Annotated in this window: 22 protein-coding genes; 17 read left to right on the top strand and 5 right to left on the bottom strand. The window is 72.1% G+C overall.

Annotated elements, in window-relative coordinates; genetic code table 11:
- The first annotated feature begins 95 nt into the window (after positions 1-95).
- The 7 genes from OG870_RS34895 to OG870_RS34865 all read left to right on the top strand — a co-directional run bounded on the left by OG870_RS34895 (position 96) and on the right by OG870_RS34865 (position 5106).
- Entirely contained in the window at positions 96-956 is an 861-nt protein-coding gene (locus OG870_RS34895; RefSeq protein ID WP_266523001.1) for a slipin family protein, read from the top strand.
- Between the two features lie 93 nt (positions 957-1049).
- Positions 1050-2438: an alkaline phosphatase PhoX gene (locus OG870_RS34890; RefSeq protein WP_327691826.1), complete on the top strand. Its 1389-nt coding sequence runs from the start codon at positions 1050-1052 to the stop codon at positions 2436-2438.
- Between the two features lie 33 nt (positions 2439-2471).
- Entirely contained in the window at positions 2472-2945 is a 474-nt protein-coding gene (locus OG870_RS34885; RefSeq protein WP_327691825.1) for a YbhB/YbcL family Raf kinase inhibitor-like protein, read from the top strand.
- Positions 2929-3027 (top strand): hypothetical protein, encoded by a 99-nt coding sequence (locus OG870_RS34880; RefSeq protein ID WP_443063472.1) that lies wholly within the window; start codon positions 2929-2931, stop codon positions 3025-3027. The genes OG870_RS34885 and OG870_RS34880 overlap by 17 nt, the downstream gene beginning before the upstream one ends.
- Positions 3028-3074: 47 nt before the next feature.
- A complete protein-coding gene (locus OG870_RS34875) occupies positions 3075-3968 on the top strand; it encodes a PPK2 family polyphosphate kinase (protein ID WP_266926718.1) in 894 nt (297 codons plus the stop codon).
- Positions 3969-4038: 70 nt separating this feature from the next.
- A complete protein-coding gene (locus tag OG870_RS34870; protein ID WP_266590678.1) occupies positions 4039-4899 on the top strand; it encodes a polysaccharide deacetylase family protein in 861 nt (286 codons plus the stop codon).
- A gap of 18 nt (positions 4900-4917) precedes the next feature.
- Positions 4918-5106 (top strand): hypothetical protein, encoded by a 189-nt coding sequence (locus OG870_RS34865; protein ID WP_266590676.1) that lies wholly within the window; start codon positions 4918-4920, stop codon positions 5104-5106.
- Here OG870_RS34865 and OG870_RS34860 read toward each other — a convergent pair.
- Positions 5098-5769, bottom strand: coding sequence for an ABC transporter (locus OG870_RS34860; protein WP_266590674.1), 672 nt, complete (start codon positions 5767-5769; stop codon positions 5098-5100). The genes OG870_RS34865 and OG870_RS34860 overlap by 9 nt on opposite strands.
- Positions 5766-6638, bottom strand: a complete 873-nt coding sequence (locus tag OG870_RS34855; protein ID WP_266522984.1) for an ABC transporter ATP-binding protein — start codon at positions 6636-6638, stop codon at positions 5766-5768. Before OG870_RS34855 ends, OG870_RS34860 begins: the two co-directional genes overlap by 4 nt.
- A gap of 75 nt (positions 6639-6713) precedes the next feature.
- Here OG870_RS34855 and OG870_RS34850 point away from each other — a divergent pair, with 75 nt between their 5' ends.
- On the top strand, positions 6714-7454 hold the full coding sequence (locus tag OG870_RS34850) for a peptidyl-tRNA hydrolase (protein ID WP_266843566.1): 741 nt from the start codon (positions 6714-6716) through the stop codon (positions 7452-7454).
- 5 nt (positions 7455-7459) lie between these two features.
- On the top strand, positions 7460-8314 hold the full coding sequence (locus OG870_RS34845) for an alpha/beta fold hydrolase (protein ID WP_266844822.1): 855 nt from the start codon (positions 7460-7462) through the stop codon (positions 8312-8314).
- Positions 8315-8429: 115 nt separating this feature from the next.
- Here OG870_RS34845 and OG870_RS34840 read toward each other — a convergent pair whose 3' ends face one another.
- A complete protein-coding gene (locus OG870_RS34840) occupies positions 8430-8699 on the bottom strand; it encodes a hypothetical protein (protein ID WP_266522979.1) in 270 nt (89 codons plus the stop codon).
- A gap of 164 nt (positions 8700-8863) precedes the next feature.
- On the opposite strand from OG870_RS34840, the gene OG870_RS34835 reads away from it, so the two are divergent.
- The 7 genes from OG870_RS34835 to OG870_RS34805 all read left to right on the top strand — a co-directional run bounded on the left by OG870_RS34835 (position 8864) and on the right by OG870_RS34805 (position 16277).
- Positions 8864-9511: a TetR/AcrR family transcriptional regulator gene (locus tag OG870_RS34835; RefSeq protein ID WP_266843568.1), complete on the top strand. Its 648-nt coding sequence runs from the start codon at positions 8864-8866 to the stop codon at positions 9509-9511.
- 107 nt (positions 9512-9618) lie between these two features.
- Positions 9619-10230, top strand: coding sequence for a TIGR03086 family metal-binding protein (locus OG870_RS34830; RefSeq protein WP_266843570.1), 612 nt, complete (start codon positions 9619-9621; stop codon positions 10228-10230).
- A gap of 167 nt (positions 10231-10397) precedes the next feature.
- Positions 10398-11162 (top strand): DUF4142 domain-containing protein, encoded by a 765-nt coding sequence (locus tag OG870_RS34825; protein ID WP_405626926.1) that lies wholly within the window; start codon positions 10398-10400, stop codon positions 11160-11162.
- Between the two features lie 142 nt (positions 11163-11304).
- Positions 11305-12687 carry a DUF692 domain-containing protein gene (locus tag OG870_RS34820; RefSeq protein ID WP_266843574.1) on the top strand — a complete coding sequence of 461 codons (1383 nt, stop codon included), beginning with the start codon at positions 11305-11307 and terminating at the stop codon, positions 12685-12687.
- A 113-nt stretch (positions 12688-12800) separates the two neighbouring features.
- Positions 12801-13634 (top strand): DUF4142 domain-containing protein, encoded by an 834-nt coding sequence (locus OG870_RS34815; protein ID WP_327691824.1) that lies wholly within the window; start codon positions 12801-12803, stop codon positions 13632-13634.
- Positions 13635-13737: 103 nt separating this feature from the next.
- Positions 13738-14538, top strand: a complete 801-nt coding sequence (locus OG870_RS34810; RefSeq protein ID WP_266843576.1) for a TIGR04222 domain-containing membrane protein — start codon at positions 13738-13740, stop codon at positions 14536-14538.
- 98 nt (positions 14539-14636) lie between these two features.
- On the top strand, positions 14637-16277 hold the full coding sequence (locus OG870_RS34805; protein ID WP_266590657.1) for an alpha/beta hydrolase: 1641 nt from the start codon (positions 14637-14639) through the stop codon (positions 16275-16277).
- Between the two features lie 49 nt (positions 16278-16326).
- On the opposite strand, the gene hemQ is transcribed toward OG870_RS34805, so the two are convergent.
- Both hemQ and hemG read right to left on the bottom strand, forming a co-directional pair.
- Positions 16327-17058, bottom strand: a complete 732-nt coding sequence (hemQ, locus tag OG870_RS34800; protein ID WP_266522959.1) for a hydrogen peroxide-dependent heme synthase — start codon at positions 17056-17058, stop codon at positions 16327-16329.
- 4 nt (positions 17059-17062) lie between these two features.
- A complete protein-coding gene (gene hemG / locus OG870_RS34795; protein ID WP_266843579.1) occupies positions 17063-18523 on the bottom strand; it encodes a protoporphyrinogen oxidase in 1461 nt (486 codons plus the stop codon).
- A gap of 158 nt (positions 18524-18681) precedes the next feature.
- Here hemG and OG870_RS34790 point away from each other — a divergent pair, with 158 nt between their 5' ends.
- Positions 18682-19665 carry a DUF4349 domain-containing protein gene (locus tag OG870_RS34790; protein WP_266590649.1) on the top strand — a complete coding sequence of 328 codons (984 nt, stop codon included), beginning with the start codon at positions 18682-18684 and terminating at the stop codon, positions 19663-19665.
- Positions 19666-19725 lie beyond the last annotated feature (60 nt).

Raw genomic sequence — 19725 nt, 5'->3', positions numbered from 1 at the left:
ACCCCTGGTTCGGGACCACTCGTGGCCCCGAACCGGGGGTCGGGCATATCGTTGCAGGAGCGGACATTCAAGGCCTCTGGCAAAAGGAGGTCATCATGCTCCAGGAGCTGTTGGCAGCGGCCATCGCGGCCGGTTCGGCGTGTCTGGTGTACGGCGCGGTGGCGGCACGTGTCGTCAAGCAGTACGAGCGCGGGGTGGTCTTCCGGCTCGGCCGGCTCACCGGTGAGGCACGCGGCCCCGGGTTCACGATGATCCTTCCGTTCGTGGACCGGCTGAGCAAGGTCAACATGCAGATCGTCACGCTGCCGATCCCGGCCCAGGAGGGCATCACCCGTGACAACGTGACGGTGCGCGTGGACGCCGTCGTCTACTTCAAGGTCGTCGACGCGGCGGCCGCGCTGATCAATGTCGAGGACTACAAGTTCGCGGTCTCGCAGATGGCACAGACGTCCCTGCGCTCCATCATCGGCAAGAGCGACCTCGACGACCTGCTGTCCAACCGCGAGAAACTCAACCAGGGCCTGGAGCTGATGATCGACAGTCCGGCCATCGGCTGGGGCGTGCAGATCGACCGCGTGGAGATCAAGGACGTCTCACTGCCGGACACGATGAAGCGCTCCATGGCCCGCCAGGCCGAGGCCGACCGCGAGCGCCGCGCCCGCATCATCAACGCGGACGCCGAACTGCAGGCCTCCAAGAAGCTGGCCGAGGCCGCCAAGCAGATGTCCGAGCAGCCGGCCGCACTCCAGCTGCGGCTGCTGCAAACGGTGGTGGCGGTGGCCGCCGAGAAGAACTCGACCCTCGTGCTCCCGTTCCCGGTGGAGCTGCTGCGGTTCCTGGAGAGGGCACAGGAACACCAGCCCGAACACCCACACGAACAGCAGCACCGACAGCAGCCCGGCCAACGGCAAGAACAGCAGCCCGACCAATCCCAGGACCGCCAGATCGAGAAGTGACACGTGCTCTGCGCGTGGTTCCCGAGGCGCACACCGGGTGATAGACACAGCGGGGTCACAGCTCCTGTCCGCCAGCAGGAAGGTTGTACCCGCATGTCCGCGACACGACGTCAGATCCTCGCCCGCTCCGGTGCTCTGGGAGCGGGCATCGCCTTCACCGGGGCCCTCTCCCAACTCTTCGCCGGAACGGCCGCCGCGCAGAATCTCGGCCACGTCGGCCACACCGGCTACAGCCCGCTGGTCCCCGACCCGGACGGCCTGCTCGACCTCCCGGAGGGCTTTCGCTACAAGGTCCTCTCCCGCGAGGGCGACCGGCTCCGCTCCGGCGAGGGCATCGTCCCCTCCAACCACGACGGCATGACCGCCCTGCCCGGCAGACACGGCAGCGCTCGTCTCGTACACCTCGTCCGCAACCACGAGAACCGCCCCACCGCGAAGTTCGCCGTCCCCACCGTGGCCGGCCTCACCTACGACCCGGAGGGCAAGGGCGGCTGCACGGCCCTGACCCTGGACCGACACAACAACGTCCTCTCGGAGCGGGTCGCCATCGCCGGTACGGCCGTCAACTGCGCGGGCGGGCCCAGCCCTTGGGGCACCTGGCTGACCTGCGAGGAGACCGAGGACAAGGCCGGCACCAGCGGCTACACCAAGGACCACGGCTTCATCTTCGAGGTCGACCCCACCGACCCGCACCGCACCGGCGCCGTACCGCTGACCGCGATGGGCCGCTTCCAGCACGAGGCGATCGCGATCGACCCGAAGCGCGGCATCGTCTACGAGACCGAGGACGCGTTCCTGAAGCCCTTCGGTCTCTTCTACCGCTTCCTGCCCGACAAGCCGCTGGGCGGCGTCGGTTCACTGCGCGCGGGCGGTCGGCTGCAGGCGATGCGCGTGCCCGGCGTACCCGACCTCTCCCCGATCCAGGAGCCCGGCACCACCTTCGAGGGCATCGAGTGGGTCGACGTACCGGACCCGCTGGCAGCCCGGACCCCGGTCCGTCTCCAGGACTTCGGCCCGAAGGGCATCACGCACGCGCAGAAGCTGGAGGGCTGTTACTGGGGCGGGAGGTGCGTGTACTTCGTGTCGTCGTTCGCGCACAGCGCCGAGGGTTCGGCGGCCGACCACTTCGGCCAGATCTGGCGCTACGACCCCTCCTCGCGCCGTCTGACCCTGGTGATCGTCTTCGGCCCGGACACCGACGTCCAGCTCCCCGGCGAGTCCCCCGACAACATCTGCCTCGCCCCGAGCGGCGGCCTCATGGTCTGCGAGGACGGCAACGGCGCCCAGCACGTCTTCGGCGTGACGCGGCACGGCGAGGTGTACGCGATGGCGCGGGGGAGGCAGGTGATCGGCGGCACACCACAGGCGCCCGAGTGGGGCGAGTTCGCCGGGGTCACCTTCTCGCCGGACGGGCAAACGATGTTCGTCAACTGCTACACGCCCGGCACGACGTTCGCGGTGACGGGACCGTGGCGCCGGTAGCGGGACTTCGGCCCCACGGCTAGCGTTTCGCCCATGCACCGCAGGCTCGTGTTCGTGGCCGCCGCGGCGGCGGTGGGGCTCGCCTCGGGGTGCGGGGACGACGACGGCGGTACGTCCGTCCCCGCCCCCAGCACCTCGCAGCGGATCACCGTGTCCAGTACGGCCTTCGCCGACGGCGCCACGATCCCGCGCCGCTACACCTGCGACGGCGAGAACGTGTCACCCCCGCTGGACTTCTCCGGCGTCCCCTCCGCAGCCACCGCCCTGGTCGTGCTGGCAGAGGACCCCGACGCTCCGCACGGCACCTTCACCCACTGGCTGGTGTGGAACGCGGACGCGTCGCGGACCCGGTGGGCGGCCGGGCAGGTGCCGCAGGGGGCGGTGCAGGGCCGCAACGGCTTCCAGCAGAACCGGCTACGGCGGCCCCTGCCCGCCCAAGGGCGGCGCCCCCCACCACTACGTCTTCACGGTCTACGCAGCCGACCGCACCCTGTCCCTCTCCCCTGACGCCTCACCCGAAGACCTGAAGCGCGCACTCACCGGTCACGCGCCGGCCTCGGGCACCCTGACCGGCCGCTACGGCCGCTGAGCCGCGTGGACGTACCGTCGAGAGCACACGACCGTAAGGGGTGACCGGTGGCGAAGGACGGCAGGAAGCAGCAAGCCGCGGCGGATCTCCGGCTCCGGGAGCTGCTGCGCGTTCCCCGGGGCGAGCAGATCGACCTGGGCGCGTACGACACCCGGACCGCGTACGACGCCCGGACCGGTCCCGCCGGGCCCAAGGACAAGTCCGCGGGCCTGAAGGACCTCGCCCACATGGGCAAACGCCTCGCCGGACTCCAGGAGCGCCTCTGGGCGGCCGGAACCGAGGGCGACGTCCGCCGTGTCCTGCTGGTGCTCCAGGGCATGGACACCAGCGGCAAGGGCGGCACCGTCAAGCACGTCGTCGGGCTGTTCAACCCGGCCGGCTGCCGGGTCAGGGGGTTCAAGGTGCCCACGCCCGAGGAACGGGAACACGACTTCCTCTGGCGTATCGAGAAAGAACTCCCTCGGCCGGGCGAGATCGGCGCCTTCGACCGCTCGCACTACGAGGACGTCCTCGTCCCGCGCGTCCGCGCCCTGGTCCCGCGCGAGGAGATCGAGCGCCGCTACGACGAGATCAACCGCTTCGAGCAGCGCCTGGCCGACGACCGGGTGACCGTGATCAAGTGCTTTCTGCACATCTCCGCCGAACAGCAGCGCCGCCGCCTCCTCAGGCGCCTCGACCGGCCCGACAAGCGCTGGAAGTTCAGTCCCAGCGACATCGACGACCGCGCGCTGTGGCCCGCGTACCAGGAGGCGTACGAGATCGCCCTGCACCGCTGCTCGACCCCGCACGCCCCCTGGTACCTGATCCCGGCCGATCGCAGGTGGTTCCGCAACTGGGCGGTCGCGCGCCTGCTCCTGGAGCACCTGGAGGCCCTGGACCCGCGGTACCCGGAGCCGGACTACGACCTGGAGGAGTGCAGGAAAAGGCTGCTCGCCCACTGAGCGGGTGACTCCGCGGCGAGCCTTTGCCACATAATCCTATTAATGAGAGACACCGCCTTAAATTCGTGCGGTGATCACTCTTGTACGACTGCGACGCGTCACCGTCGGCTGTGCCCTGAGCGCGGCCCTCGCCGCCTGCGGCACCGCCCGGGCCCCGCACGGCGTCCAGCACCCGGCCCCTTCAGCCACCTCCGCCACCTCCGCCGCTCCCTCCCGGCCGCCGACCCTCGCGCCGGGTCCGGCCGGTCTCACCCCCGTGTTCAAGAGCGGTCTCCGCACGGAGGGCAAGACGGTCGCGCTCACCTTCGACGCCGACATGACCGCCGACGAGGGGGCGCGGGCGGCGGCGGGCGAACGGTTCGACAATCCGCAGCTCATCGCGACGCTGCGGGCGTTGAAGGTACCGGCCACCTTGTTCATGACGGGCCGGTGGGCCGACCAGTACCCGGTCCAGGCTCGCTCCATCGGGCGGGACCCGCTCTTCGAGGTGGCCAACCACTCCTACAGCCACTACGCGTTCACCGGTGACTGCTACGGCCTGCCGACCGTCTCCGAGGAGCGGATGCGCTCGGACGTGGAGCGGGCGTACACGGCGTTCCGCAAGGCGGGGGTGCCGGACGCGATGCCGTACTTCCGCTTCCCGGGCGGGTGTTACGACCGGCAGGCCCTGAAGGCGCTGGCCTCGACCGGCGTCACCGCCGTGCAGTGGGACGTGGTGAGCGGGGACGCGTTCGCGACGGACTCCGACGCGGTGGCACGGCAGGTGCTGGACGGGGTGCGGCCGGGTTCGGTCGTCGTCATGCACTGCACCCGCAGCGCCGCCCCGGCCACCGAACGGGCCGTCCGCACGATCGTGCCCGAGCTGCGCAGGAAGGGCTTCCGGTTCGTGAAGGTGTCCCAGCTGATCGGGGCCGCGAGCGGCCGTCGGTGACCGGCCTAGGCTGGAGGCATGAGCGACGACAGCGACGACGCGTACTGCCTGATCGACGCCACCAGGCCACCCAAGGCCGATGGGCCGCCTTACGCCGAGTGCGTGCTGTGCCGGAAGCCGACCGAGTATCCGGAGGCGTACAAGGGGATCACGCTCTGCCCGGTCTGCGAATGGCAGGAGGCACAGCGCACCGCCTGTTCAGGGTGAGCGGCGGGAGGTGAGTGCGCAGGCCACGGCGGTCGCCGCCGCGGCGAGGACGGCGGCCGCGACCAGCGGGAGCAGGGGCGCGGGGACGGTGCCCGACTGCGAGCCGGTGACCAGACCGCTGACCGCCGCCTGCGCCGGGGAGCCCGTCGCCACCACCGACAGCAACGCCGCGAGCAGCATCGCCGGGACCGCACGCCCGGGTGAGCGCAGCACCGGCCAGTTGGTGAGCGCGCCGACGGCCGTACCGAGCAGCGCGCAGGCCAGCGTGGCGAGCAGCCCGGCCACGGCGGACGGAAGCAGGGGGACGCGGGTCTGGTGGTCGCTGGTCACCGGGTCGCTGATCAGTGTCACCACGACGGTCGCCGCCGTACCGAGTGCGGCCGCGGCGAGCAGCGCCACCAGCAGCCGGGCCAGATGCGCCCGCCCCGGCCCGACGGCCGCGGCCGTACACGCGCGTGCCGCGGGCGGTTCGACCGTGACGCAGATCCGCACCAGCCAGGCCGCGACGGGCAGCAGGGCCGCGGCCGTGTAGCCGAGGGAGTCGAGCACGGGCTGCCCGCTCTGCACACCGACGCCGAGGAAGACCGCGTACAGGATGATCGGCGGCAGCCAGCGCTGTGAGCGCAGGAGAAGGTCGGCCTGGTAGCGCAGGAGGGCGTTCATCGGTGGCTGTCCTTGTCGAGCTGGTCGAGGGCCTGCACGCTGACCACGTGCCACGGCGGACGGGCCGTCAGCAGGGTGCGCAGCACGACGTCCGAATGGGAGGCGGGGACGGTGAGGCGGTACACACCCGGCGCGGTCTCCTCGGCGGAGACGAGCGTGCCCAGCGCGTCGGTGGGCGGCTGCCCGCCCTGTGGACCCTGCACGACGACCACGACCCGCGGGCCGTCAGCCGGCGCGGTGGTCTCCCGGGTACGGGTCTTGAGGGCGCCGTCGCGCACGGTGTACGTCGTGTCGGGCGCCCCCGCCAGACGGCGCGGGTCGTGGTCCACGAACACCACGGCTCCGCCGGCGGCGGTGCGCTCGGCGACGGCCCGCTCCAGCTCGGCGCGGGCGCCCGAGTCGAGGCCGGTCCAGGCCTCGTCGAGGACGAGCAACTCCGGCTCGGCGAGCAGGGCCTGCGCCACGGCGACCTTCTGGCTGCTGCCCTTGGACAACTGGGCCATGGGCGTGCGGGCGTAGGCGGCGGCGCCGAAGCGGTCCAGCCAGTCGGCCGCGGCGCGGGTCGCCGTGCGGCGGGACAGACCGTGGATCGTGCCGAGGTGGGTGAGGTAGCCGTGGGGAGTGAAGGGGAGGGCCGACGGGAAGCGTTCGGGCACGAAGGCCGTGCGGGGGCGGCCGGTGATGCGGCCCTCGGTGGGTGCGTCGATTCCGGCGAGGAGACGGAGCAGGGTGGATTTGCCCGTGCCGTTCGGGCCTTCGACACGAGTCAGCGTGCCCGGCGTCACGGCGAGGTGGACCCCGCGTAAGACCCAGGGGCCGCGGATGCCGTAGCGGCGGCCTACGTTGTCCAGCCGAAGATCACGTTGCATGGTGGCATCTTCGCAAAGGGGGCACCGGACCGCGCCCCCTTAAAGCCGGACCGCGCCCCCTTAAAGTTGGCTGGTGTGAGCCATGATGTGACGCCCTCCGGCGACAGCCCCTTCCGTTCCGAACCCGGCGAACGCGACCAGGCGCCGCAGTTCGTGCTGCCTCTCGTCGTGCGCATCGAGAAGGCGGCGCCGCCCGCCCGCACCGATGCGCTGGAGACCGCCGCCCGGGCCGTGCTGGTGATCCTTAGCGACGAGCGGTCGCTCGGGGACGGGGAGTGGGCGCAAGCGATGCGGGACTGGCAGGACGCCCGGATCCGGAAGGTGGTGCGGCGCGCCCGCGGCGCCGAGTGGCGGCGGGCCGAGGCCCTGCCCGGGATCACGGTGACCGGGAGGTCGGCCGAGGTACGGGTGTTCCCGCCCGTACCGCTCGACGGCTGGCCCAAGGACCTGGCCAGACTGCAGGTCTCCGGCACCGACCTGGACGACCCTGAGCCGCCGCCGCAGGCGGACCCCGCGGCGCCCGTCCTGTGGCTCAACCCCGGCCTCGGCATGTCCGCCGGCAAGGCGATGGCCCAGGTGGGGCACGGTGCCCAACTGGCCTGGTGGGAACTGTCGGAGGAGGAGCGTCACGCCTGGCGCGACGCGGACTTCGCCCTCGCCGTACGGAGCGCGGACCCGGGACGCTGGAACGAACTGACGTCGAGCGAGCTGCCGTTGGTGCGCGACGCGGGCTTCACGGAGATCGCGCCCGGGCTGACCGTCGCCGTCGAGGGACACCACCGTGTCGGTTCGCTGCCCCGACCGTCACGGACGTGATCACGATGACCGAGCGCATGATCCGCACTGCTGGCGTCACCCTGTGCACCGAGTCGTTCGGCGACGGGTCGGACCCGCCGATCCTGCTCGTCATGGGCACGGGAGCTTCGATGCTCTGGTGGGAGGAGGGCTTCTGCCAAAAGCTCGCCGAGGGCGGACGGTTCGTGGTCCGTTACGACCACCGCGACACCGGTCGATCCACCACCTACGAGCCGGGCCGCCCCGGATACACCGGCGCGGATCTGGTCGGCGACGCGGTCGCCGTGCTCGACGCCTACGGGATTGCGGCCGCACATCTGGTGGGTGTGTCGGCCGGAGGGGGGCTCGCGCAGCTGGTCGCCCTCGACCATGCCGAGCGGGTCCTCTCCCTGGTGCTGGTCAGCACCTCCCCCGCCGTGCCCGGCGACCGTGAACTGCCGGGACCGACCGGGGAGTTCATGCGGTTCGTGACATCCGCACAGGTCGACTGGTCGCAGACCGCCTCGGTGATCGATTACCTGGTCGCCTACTCGCGGGTGCTCGCGGGAGAGCGGCGCCCCTTCGACGAGACGGCCGTCCGCGATCTTGTCCGTCGTGACGTCGAGCGTGCGCACGACTTCGCCGCCGTACAGAACCACGACTCCCTCCCGGACGGCGAGCGATCGCGACAGCCGCTGTCGTCGATCGCCGTGCCCACCCTGGTGATCCATGGAACCGCGGATCCCATGTTCCCGTTCGGGCACGGCGAGGCGCTCACCGAAGAAATCCCCACCGCGAGGCTGTTGCCCCTGGAAGGAGCAGGCCACGGCGTCGACCGAGCCGACTGGGAGACGATCGTCCACGCCGTCCTCGCCCATACCGCTGCGGATGAACAGGGTTAGGGCGGCCACCGTGAAGACCTGTGGGGCATCCGACAGACCTGCGCCGGGCGACGGCACGAGCGGCGGCCTCTGCGACGGAGCCCGCTCGGACGCTGCTCGCTCGGACGGATCCCGCTCAGACGCTGCCGCCGCCGCTGCCGCCCGTACCGATCAGGCGGCCGACGAAGTCGATGGTGGCGCCGCCGAATTCCAGCAGGCCGCCGCCCGTCCCACCGCCCGCAGCACCGGCGCCGCCCGGGCCCGGGGTGCTCTCTCGGATGACCGACGGCACCGACGGCGCCGACGGTCGGGAAGCGGCTGCGACGGCCGGGCCGACAGCGGTGACGATGGCGGTGCCGGCGACGACGGCAGCGATCGCCACCCGAGCGACAGGCTTGACACGCATGGCAAATCTCCTGAAAGCAGGGGAATGGAAGGCTCAGACAGGATAGGTACCGTTTCCTCCGGATTCCTGGCAACGCGCTTGCCGGAGCCCACCGACCCGAACAATCCCTCGGCCGAGATCACCCCCGGTTCCAGCACCGTCCCCGCCGACCACGCGGCGCTGCGGTGACCCGCCTCGACGGCAGGGTCGAACGGGGCAACCGCACCCGCCGGTTGGTACTGAACCGGACCGTCGACATCGCCTCCGTCGAGGGGCTGGAGGCGCTGTCCGTCGGGCGGCTGGCGACGGAGTTGCGGCTCAGCAAGAGCGGGGTGTTCGCGCTCTTCGGCTCGAAGGAGGAGCTGCAGCTCGCCACCGTGCGCGAGGCGGGCCGCATCTTCACCGAGCGGGTGATCCGTCCCGCCGAGAAGGAAGCCGCCGGGGTCGGCCGCGTGTGGCGGCTGTGTGAGCTGTGGCTGGAGTACTCGCGGGGGCGGGTCTTCCCGGGCGGCTGCTTCTTCTACGAGGTGATCGCCGAGTTCGACGCCCGCTCGGGGTCGGTGCACGACGCCGTGGTGCGCGCCCAGCGCGACTGGACGGCCCTGGTGGAACGCACGATCGCCGGGGCGTGCGATGCCGGAGAGCTGCGCGCCGACACGGATGTTCCTCAACTTGCCTTCGAACTCGTGGCGTTGATGGAGACGGCCAACGTGGTCTCCGTCCTGCACGACGAGGAGAGCGCCTACCTCCGGGCCCGGGTGGGAGTGACGGCGCGACTGCGGTCGGCCGCGGTCGATCCCGAGCGGGTTCCTCAAGTTCCCCGACTTCCCTGACCTCCCCAACTCCCCCAACTCCCATGACACGCCTACCCGTTGAGCCCCTGCGCGCCGGACACCGTTAAGAAGTAGCACGACCGTTCGCATAGTTTTAGGCTCGGCGCATGACTGTCACCGGAGCGGACATCGTCGAGTGGGACCGGATCGCCGTGCGCGAGGCGGTGCGCGTGGTGGATCTGGCGCGGGACGAGGACTGGGAGCGGGACACCCCGTGTGCGGGGTGGGACCTGCGGCGGCTCGTGGCGCACATGGCGGCCCAGCATCACGGGTTCGCGGCCGCCGCACGGGGCGCGGGGCAGGAGGCGGCGCACTGGCGGGAGCCGGAGGACATGCGCGAGCCGGGGCAAGTTCATCGGGTGGCCGCGGCGGCCGTCCTCGACGCCTTCGGTGAACCCGGCGCGCAGGAGCGGGAGTTCGTGCTGCCGGAGCTGGGCGGTGGGTTTCCCGGGCGGACGGCGATCAGCTTCCACTTCGTCGACTACGTGGTGCACGCCTGGGATGTCGCCGCCGCGCTCGGGGTGGAGGTGAAGCTGGCGGACGACGTGCTCGGCGCGGCGCTCGCCGTCGCCCGGCTCGTTCCGACCGATCCGGCGCGGCGGGGGCCGGGGTTCGCGTTCGCGCCCGCACTGGAGGTCCCGACGGGGGCCGGGGTGCTGGAGGAGGCGCTGCGGTTGCTGGGGCGGGCGCCGGAACAGTGGTCCGGGACGGCCCTCTGAGCGACGTGCGGCTTTGCCAGCCAATTTGGTTCTTTACCTGTTGTTTGAACAACGCGTGTCCTCCGCGCGTACCTCCTGGCACCGGCGCCGGCCGAGCAGCATGCGCCGTTGACCAGTCGGTTTCATCCCGGGAGGCACCCTTGAGCGTGCGGATCAACGGTACGGCCCTGCTCATCGCGGCCCTCGTCGCCACCCTCGGCGTCATCGCCTTCCCCATGTGGTCGTACGCCGACCGTTCGGGCACCGGCCAGGCGAACGTGGCGGCGGGGACCGTGAACACCCAGTGGGGCCCGCTGACCGCCGCCGACCGCGATCTCATCGTGCGCGTACGGCTGGCCGGTCTGTGGGAGCTGCCCGCCGGGCAACAGGCCGTCGAGCGCGCCCCCAGCCGGGCGATCAAGGAGGCGGGCGACCATCTCATCGTCGGTCACACCGACCTCGACAAGCGGGTCCGCATCGTCGCGGCCCAGCTCGGGGTCGCGCTGCCGAACCAGCCGAACGAGCAACAGCAGGGCTGGCTGGGGGAGATGAGCGCGGCGACCGGCGCGGAGTACGAGTACAAGTTCGTGAACCTGCTGCGCGCCGCGCACGGCAAGATCTTCCCGGCCATCGGCACCGTACGGAACTCCACCCGGAACACACTGGTGCGGCAGCTGGCCTCGGACACCAACCAGACCGTCCTCGACCACATCACGGTGCTGGAGAAGACCGGCCGGGTCGACTTCGACGCCATCGCCAACGACTCGGTGTCCGGCACCACCGCCGGCCCGACCGGGCCGCCGGCGCCGGTCCCCGGCCAGGTGGCACCCTCGGCACCGGCCGCCGAGGCCTCCGGCGACATCGGTACGACCTCGCGGCCGTCGCCGGGGGCACCGGGCACGGTCAACACGAACCGGCCGGATCCCGCGGACCCGGCGGGCGTGACGGAGTGAGCGGGCCAACCTCAAATGTTGCTCTGAACGTGAGCCGGGCGGGGTTCGGTTCCCGGCGGCGGGGCCATACCCCCGTCACGTCCGAGGAGACGTGACACGGGAGCCGGACGGAGCCGGACGGAGCCGAGGAGGGGGACGGACCATGCAGCGACTGGGGACGGGCATCGGGTGGCGGCCGGAGATCGCCGACGCCGTGGAGCGCATGCCGGGCATCGACTGGGTCGAGGCCGTGGCCGAGAACGTGTGCCCCGGGCACCTCCCCGAGTCGCTGCGGCGGCTGCGCGCCCGCGGGGTGACCGTGATCCCGCACGGCGTCTCGCTGGGTCTCGGCGGCGCCGACCGGCCCGAGGAGAGCCGGCTCACGGCACTCGCCGAGCGGGCCGAGGCGCTGGGCGCGCCGCTGGTCACCGAGCACATCGCGTTCGTACGGGCGGGTGGGCCGCTGACGGCGTCCCCGCTGCTGGAGGCCGGACACCTGCTGCCGGTGCCGCGTACCCGGGACGCCCTCGACGTGCTGTGCGAGAACGTGCGGATCGCCCAGGACGCGCTGCCGGTGCCGCTCGCCGTCGAGAACATCGCCGCGCTGATCGCCTGGCCGGGCGAGGAGATGACCGAGGGGCAGTTCCTCTACGACCTCGCCGACCGCACCGGCGTACGGCTCCTGATCGACGTGGCCAACCTGCACACCAACCACGTCAACCGCGCCGAGGACCCGGCCAAGGCGCTCGCCGAGCTGCCCCTGGAGGCCATCGCGTACGTCCATGTCGCGGGCGGCTTCGAACGCGACGGCGTCTGGCACGACAGCCACGCCCACCCGGTGCCGGAGCCGGTCCTCGACATCCTGACCGACCTCGCCTCCCGGGTCTCACCGCCGGGCGTGCTGCTGGAACGGGACGAGAACTTTCCCGGACCGGGTGTCCTGGAGGGGGAGCTGGAGGCGGTTCGGGGGGCCGTCCGGAAGGGACGGGTGATGCGGGAGGAGGCGGCAGCCGCAGCGGCCGAGGCGGCGGCGGTCGTGGTGACGGGTGCCTCGTCCGCCCTGTCCGCCCCTCCTTCGACGTCGCCTGCCCCTGCCTCTCCCGCCCCTCCCATCGATGCCGACGTCGACGCCGCCCGTCAGCGGCTCGGGCTCGCTCAGGCCGCCCTGTTGTCCGCGCTCGTCGCCGGGACGCCCGTTCCGGAGGGGTTCGACCGGGCGCGGCTGGGCGTGCAGGCGCGGGCGCTCGCCGGGAAGCGGGCGGACGTCGTGGCCAAGGTCGCGCCCGAGCTGCCGGAGATCCTCGGCGACGCCTACCGGCCCGCCTTCCTCGCCTACGCCCACGGCCATCCGATGACCGGCGGATATCGCAGGGACGCCCTGGACTTCGCCGGGCATCTGCTGCTCACCGGGCCCATCGGGCGGGAGCGGGCACGGCGGGAGCTCGGGGAGTGGTGGCTGGAGCGGTCGGGGCCCGTGCCACGGTCGCGGCGGCCGGGGGTGCGGATGATGGCCAGGGCGGCCCGGCGGGTGCTGCTGCACCGCTGAGTGTGCCGCGGCGCTGAGTGTGCCGCAGCGCTGAGTGTGCCGCGGCCAACAGACCGCGAGGCCCTGTTCACCCCGAACTCCTGAGTAATATGCGGTGCCGTACAGGAGGCACCATGCGACCGCGACCACCCGTCAAGGGCCGAGGGATATTCAGCGGCACCGGGATCATCGTCATCGGCCTGATGGCCACCCTGATGGCACTCGTCTTCCCGATCTGGTCGTACGCCGACCGGTCCGGAACCGGCGTCAGCACGCTGAACGCGCAGACCGTGTCGACGCGGTACGGGCCGCTGTCCGCCCTCGACCGTGACTTCGTCACGAAGGTCCGGCTGGCCGGTCTGTGGGAACTGCCGGCCGGGCAGGAGGCGCAGCAGAAGGGCACCACCGCGGCCGTGCGCACGGCGGGGCAGCATCTCGTCGAGGGGCACACCTTCCTCGACCAGCGGGTGCGCGACGTCGCCGCCAGGCTCGGGCTCCAGCTGCCCAACGAACCGAGCGACCAGCAGAAGCAGTGGCTCGCGACGCTGAACGCGGCCCAGGGCACCGACTACGACCGCGAGTTCGTCAACATCACGCGGCTGGCGCACGGCAAGGTGTTCTCGGTCGTCGCCCAGGTCCGCGCGACCACCCGCAACTCGCTGGTGCGCGCGCTCGCCGACGACGCGAACACGACCGTGCTGGACCACATCAAGGTCCTGGAGGCCACGGGCTACGTCGACTGGGACGCCCTCGCCCGGGACATGGCCTCCGCGAGCACTCCCCCGCTGACCGGTTCCCCGGCCCCGCCCGGTCCGGTGACGGACCCGGGCTCCGCGACACCCCTCACGGTGTCGTCGTCGCCCGGTCCGGTGACGGACCCGGGCTCCGCGACACCCCTCACGGTGTCGTCGTCCCCGACCTATGCGCTGCCGTCGGCCGCCTCCAGCCCGCCGCCGCAACAGCCGTGAGCCCGGTGCACCCACCAAACGGAACGTCACATGCAGGCAACGCTCCGTCCGGATCGTGAACAGGGCATGGCGTTTCACAGAGCATCTGGCATAGAAACGCGGCATGTTCTGGGTCCTTCTCCTGCTGCTGACCTGGGCCGCCGCGGGCACCGCCTGCACGCGGCTGTGCCTGGCCGCCGTACACACGGCGGCCGACGACGCAGACGCCGAAGCGGATGTCCGGCGTCATGATCTGACGATCTACGAGGCCGCGTTCCTGTCCGGCGGACCCGGCCGGGTCGCCGATCTGACCATGGTCTCCATGGCCCGGCAACGGCGGCTGCTGCTCGCCCACACCGGCTGGGCGACCGTGGTCGACCCGCGCGGGCGGGACGACATGGAGCGGTCGGTCATAGGGGCCATCGGACCCGAAGGGCAGAGCAGGATCGCCCCGGTGCGGGCCGCCGCGGCCTCCGCGGACGCCGTCGCCGGCCTCGCCGACCGGCTCGTCGACGCCGGCCTGGCCGTGCCCGCCGCCGCCCGGACCACCGTCTCGGCCGGAGTGCGCCAGGTGAAGCTCGCGGCGACGGCCGTGCTCGCGCTGGGCACCATCGCACTGCTGGTGCCCGCCCAGCCGGACATGCCGCGCGGCCTGGTTGCCCTGTGGTTCGCCCTGCCGCTGGCGCTGACGCTGAGCTGCCTGGCCATCGCCCGGGTCGAGGTCCACCCCTATTCACGCTGGGCGTCCCCGGCCGGACAACGCCTGCTGGGGGCCCTCACCCGGCGCCCCGGCAGCGGTGACGACCGTACGTACCTCACCAGCGTCGCCGTACGAGGAGTCCGCGCGATCGGCGAACCGGACCTGCGCGCGGCCTTCGCGCACCGCGACCAGCCGTGGCGTGAACCGCACACCGGGGGCGCATAGGGGGCATTGAGGCCGACACCGCCGGGTCGGTGCTTGCCTTCTTCATACACCGAACGAAACATCCCTTTTGTCGCTGCCATGCACCGAAGGGATACGTCATGAGAGCTGCCGCCCTCTACTCGGCCGCCGGATCCTTGCTCCTGACCGCCCTCACCGCCGCGCCGGCCGGCAGTACGCCCGTCGCACCCGACGGGGCCGAGCAGCAGGGCACCGTGGTGGCCGCCGCACGGGCCAAGGCCTCCGGCATCGACTTCGGCACGTGTGCCGACGCGAAGGACATGCCCGGCAGCCTGCAGTGCGGCACGGTGTCCGTTCCGCTGGACTACGCACAGCCCGGTGGCCGGCAGATCAAGCTGACCGTCACCCGGGTGAAGGCCACGCACAAGGACCCGCACAACAGCAAGCGCCATGTGCCCCGGCAGGGCGCGCTGGTCTACAACCCCGGCGGGCCGGGCGGCGACGGCCAGTACTTCCCGCTCGTCGGCCTGATCCCTCAGTGGAAGCGCATCGCGGCGGCCTACGACCTGATCGGCTACTCCCCGCGCGGCGTCGGCCGGTCCGCGCCCCTGTCCTGCGAGGACCCCAAGCGCTTCTTCAAGGCGCCCTCGCAGGCTCCGACGTATCCCTCGGAGTCGTACAAGCAGGAGCGCATCGCGCAGGCGAAGGCCTACGCGCAGGGCTGCGCCAAGCGGTCGGGCAGCGGGCTCCAGTACTTCAACTCGCTCAACAACGCCCGTGACCTGGACGTCCTGCGGGCGGCGCTCGGCGAGGAACGGATCACGTTCATGGGCGCGTCGTACGGCACCTACTTCGGCGCGGTGTACGCGACGATGTTCCCCTCGCACGTACGGCGGATGGTGTTCGACTCGGCGGTGGACCCGGCTCCCGACCAGATCTGGTACCGCAACAACCTCATCCAGTCGGCCGCGTTCGAGAGCCGCTGGGCGGACTTCAGGAACTGGATCGCACGGCACCACGACGTGTACGGGCTGGGGAAGACGGCCGCCGCGGTCCAGCACAGCTACACCAAGGCGAGCGCGCAGCTGGCCGCCGAGCCGGCGGGCGGCAAGGTGGGGCCGGCGGAGCTGCAGGCCTCGTTCCTGCAGGCCGGGTACTACGACGACTACTGGCCGACGCGCGCGAAGGCGCTGTCCGCCTATCTGAAGGGCGACCCGAAGCCGCTGATCGACCAGGCGGGGCCCGCCACGGAGGCGGCGGCCGAGTCGGAGAACTCCAACGCGGTCTACACGGCCGTCGAGTGCAACGACGCGCCCTGGCCGACGGACTGGAAAATCTGGGACCGGGACAACACGCGTCTGTCGCGCGTCGCGCCGTTCGAGACCTGGGACAACGCGTGGATGAACCTGCCGTGCGCCTTCTGGCCCGCGCCCCAGCAGCAGCCCCTGGACGTGCGGACCGGGCCGGGTGAGCTGCCGCCGACGCTGATCCTGGCCGCCGAGCGGGACGCGGCGACGCCGTACGCCGGGGCCGAGGAGATGCACCGGCGGCTGTCCGGCTCGACCCTGGTGACCGAGCGGGACTCGGGCACGCACGGTGTCGCGGGCGGCCCGAACCGCTGCATCAACGGCTACCTGGACGCGTACCTGCTGGAGGGCCGTCTGCCCGAGCAGAGCGCGTCCTGCGCCCCGCACCCGGAGCCGAAGCCGGCCGCGCCGGGCGACCGCTCCCACCCGACGCCCGCCAAGGAGTCGCTGAAGGGGAAGGCCGCCCGCCGCTGACCACGGGTCCGCCTACGGCCACCGGCCGGGCACGGAACACCGTGTCCGGTCAGGCCAGGCCTTCGACCAGCTCGGCCACCGACTTGCGGCGCCCGGTGTAGAAGGGGACCTCCTCGCGGACGTGCATCCGGGCCTCGGAGGCGCGCAGGTGGCGCATGAGGTCGACGATGCGGTACAGCTCGTCGGCCTCGAAGGCCAGGAGCCACTCGTAGTCGCCCAGCGAGAACGACGCGACCGTGTTGGCGCGCACGTCCGGGAAGCCGCGGGCCATCTTGCCGTGGTCGGCGAGCATGCGGCGGCGGTCCTCGTCGGGCAGCAGGTACCAGTCGTAGCTGCGCACGAAGGGGTACACGCTGATGTAGTTGCGCGGCGTCTCGTCGGCGAGGAACGCGGGGACGTGCGAGCGGTTGAACTCGGCGGGACGGTGCAGCGCCATGTTCGACCAGACGGGCTCCAGGGCACGCCCGAGCCTGGTGCGCCGGAAGAGGTTGTACGCCTCCTGCAGCTGGTCGCTGGTCTCCGCGTGCCACCAGATCATGAGGTCGGCATCGGCGCGCAGGCCCGACACGTCGTACGTGCCGCGGATCGTCACGTCCTTGGCGGCGAGCTGGTCGAACAGCTCCTGGACCTCGTCGGCGTAGCCCGCGCGGTCCTCGGGCAGCACGTCCTTCAGCTTGAAGACGGACCACAGGGTGTAGCGGATGACCTCGTTGAGGTCCTTGGCCAGCTTGCCCTTGTTCGCGATGCGGTCCGGGGCGGTGGTGGGGGCGTCGTCACTCATGCGGCTATTCTCCCGCTCCGCCGTGCAGGCTCTGCACCGGGTTGGCGGTGAGCTCCTGCGCACGGCTCAGGTCGCCGTTGATCTGGTCCACCGCCGCGTACGCGCTCGCGATACAGGCCGGGATGCCGACGCCGTCGTACGGCGCGCCGCACACGGCGAGGCCCGGCAGCTTGGCGACGTGCTCGCGGATGCGGGCCACGCGCGCGTGGTGGCCGACGGGGTACTGGGGCAGGCCGTCGGTCCAGCGGGTGACACGGGTTTCGAGGGGGGTGGCATCGAGGCCGGTCGCCGCCTTGAGGTCCTGGCGCGAGACGTCCACGAGGCCGGCGTCGTCGCGCTGGAGGATCTCGGTCTCGGCGTACCGGCCCACGGACGTGCGCAGGACGACCACGTCCGGGTTCTCCTCGGCGATCCAGCCCCACTTCTGGGAGGCGAACGTGGAGGCCTTGATGGTGCGTCCGTCGACCGGCGGCACGAGGAAGCCGCTGCCCTGGGGGAGCGTGGCGTCGGCGCGGCGGTAGGCGAGGGTGACCAGGGCCATGGACGCGTACTCGACGGTGGCGAGTTCGGTCGCGGCGGCCGGGGCCTCGGCGTGCAGGAGCGCCGCGGCGGCCGGGGCGGGGACGGCGACGACGACCGCGTCGGCGTACAGCACACGGTCACCGGCGACCACGCGCCAGCCCTCGCCGTCCGCCCGGCGCAGCTCCGTCACGGGCATCCGTGTGACGATCTCGCCGCCGCGCGCCCGCACCGACTCCGCCACCGCGAGCGGCAGGCCGCCCACGCCGCCCTGGATGCCCATGAAGACCGGGCCGGTCTGCTGGGCCGCGGCCGCCTTGGCCTGGATCTCGCGGACGGCCTGGGTGAGCGAGTCGTGCGTCTTCGCGGCCTGGTACAGCTGCGGGACCGCCGAGCGCATCGAGATGCGGTACGCGTCACCGGCGTAGACCCCGCCGAGCAGGGGTTCCACCAGGCGGTCGACGACCTCGCGCCCCAGCCGGGCCGCCACGTACTCCCCGACCGCCACGTCGTCGCCGACCTCGGTGCGGGGCAGTTCGGCGTCGCGCTCGATGCGGGCCAGGCCCTCGTCGGACAGCACGCCGGTCAGGGCGGCCGCGGTGCCCGGGACACCCATGACGTGGCCCTTGGGCATGGGGCGCAGGGCGCCGCGGGTCCAGATCGAGGCCGTCGCGGTGGCCGGCGGCTGGAGGCGCTCGTCGAGACCCACCTCGCGCGCGAGGGCCACCGCTTCCGGTCTGCGGGCCAGCATCGACTCGGCACCGAAGTCCACCCGCGCGCCCGCGATCTCGCCGGGCAGCAGCTTGCCGCCGACCCGGTCCGACGCCTCCAGCACGGTCACCCGGGCGCCGCCCTGCAACAGCCGGTGGGCCGCGGCCAGTCCGGCGATCCCGGCTCCGATGACGACGACCTGCCCCGCACCCGTACGAGTCTCCGATTCGCGCATGTCCCCAGCCTCTCAGACCCCACTGACAGCCCGCCCACGCCCCGGTGTCCTTCACGAGTCCCGACCGTGATCGCATCGGGACCGTACAAGTCCAACGTTCCGGCCCGTGCCGGCGTCGAAGGAGCGTCAGTCGTCACGACCCCCGGGGGTAGGCCCACATGCGCGCACGAAGCTCCGTACGACCTGTTCATGCCCTGGCCGGGCTGCTGCTGGCCACGGCGCTCGCGCTGACCGGATGCAGCGGCGCGAACGACTCCTCCGCGGGCGGCTCCTCCGACGGTGCCGCCGCACGGAGCGATGCGAAGGGCGCCGCGCCGGGCGCAGCGCCGGGCGGCGAGAAGGACGCGGGCGGCGCGGCGGCGAGCCGGGCGCCCAAGCTGACCGCGAGCCACATCATCCGCACCGCCTCGCTGACCGTGCGGGTCAAGGACGTGCCGAAGGCCCTCGAAGACGCCCGTACGACCACCGAGAACGCGGGTGGCTACGTCGGCAACGAGACCACCAGCCGGGACGAGAAGGGCCGCGAGCACACCCGGGTCGTGCTGCGCGTGCCGGTCGACAAGTACGACGAGGTCCTCGCCGACCTCCAGGGCGCGGGCAAGCTCATCGACCGCACCGCGAAGGCCGAGGACGTCACGGACCAGGTCGTCGACGTCGACAGCCGCATCACCTCGCAGCGGGCCAGCGTGGCCCGGGTGCGCGAACTGATGGACCAGGCCACCAAGTTGAGCGATGTGGTGGAGCTGGAGGGCGAGTTGAGCAACCGGGAGGCCGACCTGGAGGCGCTGCTCGCCCAGCAGGCGTCCCTGAAGGACCGCACGAGCCTCGCCACGATCACCCTGGCCCTTTCGCAGACGCCCGTGAAGACGGCGGCCACGGACGACGACCCCGGGTTCGTGGACGCGCTGGCAGGCGGCTGGGACGCGTTCGTGACGATGCTGCGCTGGCTCGCGGTGGCACTCGGGGCGGTGCTGCCGTTCGCCGCGGTGGCGGCCCTGATCGTGCTGGCGTGGCTGCGGCTCGTCCGGCCCCGGCTGCCGCGCCGCCCGGCCCCCGCGTCCGCGGCGAGCACCCTGGGCCCGCTGCCGACGGCCCGCCCGGTTCCCGGGACCCCGGGCACGCGGGAGCACGACGAGGACTGAGCGCGGGACCGGGAGCGGGACGGAGGGAGCGGCACCGAAATGCACTGCCCACGTAGCGTG

It is taken from the genome of Streptomyces sp. NBC_00461 (assembly GCF_036013935.1).
GTDB lineage: Bacteria > Actinomycetota > Actinomycetes > Streptomycetales > Streptomycetaceae > Streptomyces.
Note: the sequence above shows the minus strand (reverse complement) of the source record. Positions and strands in the feature narration are given on the sequence as shown.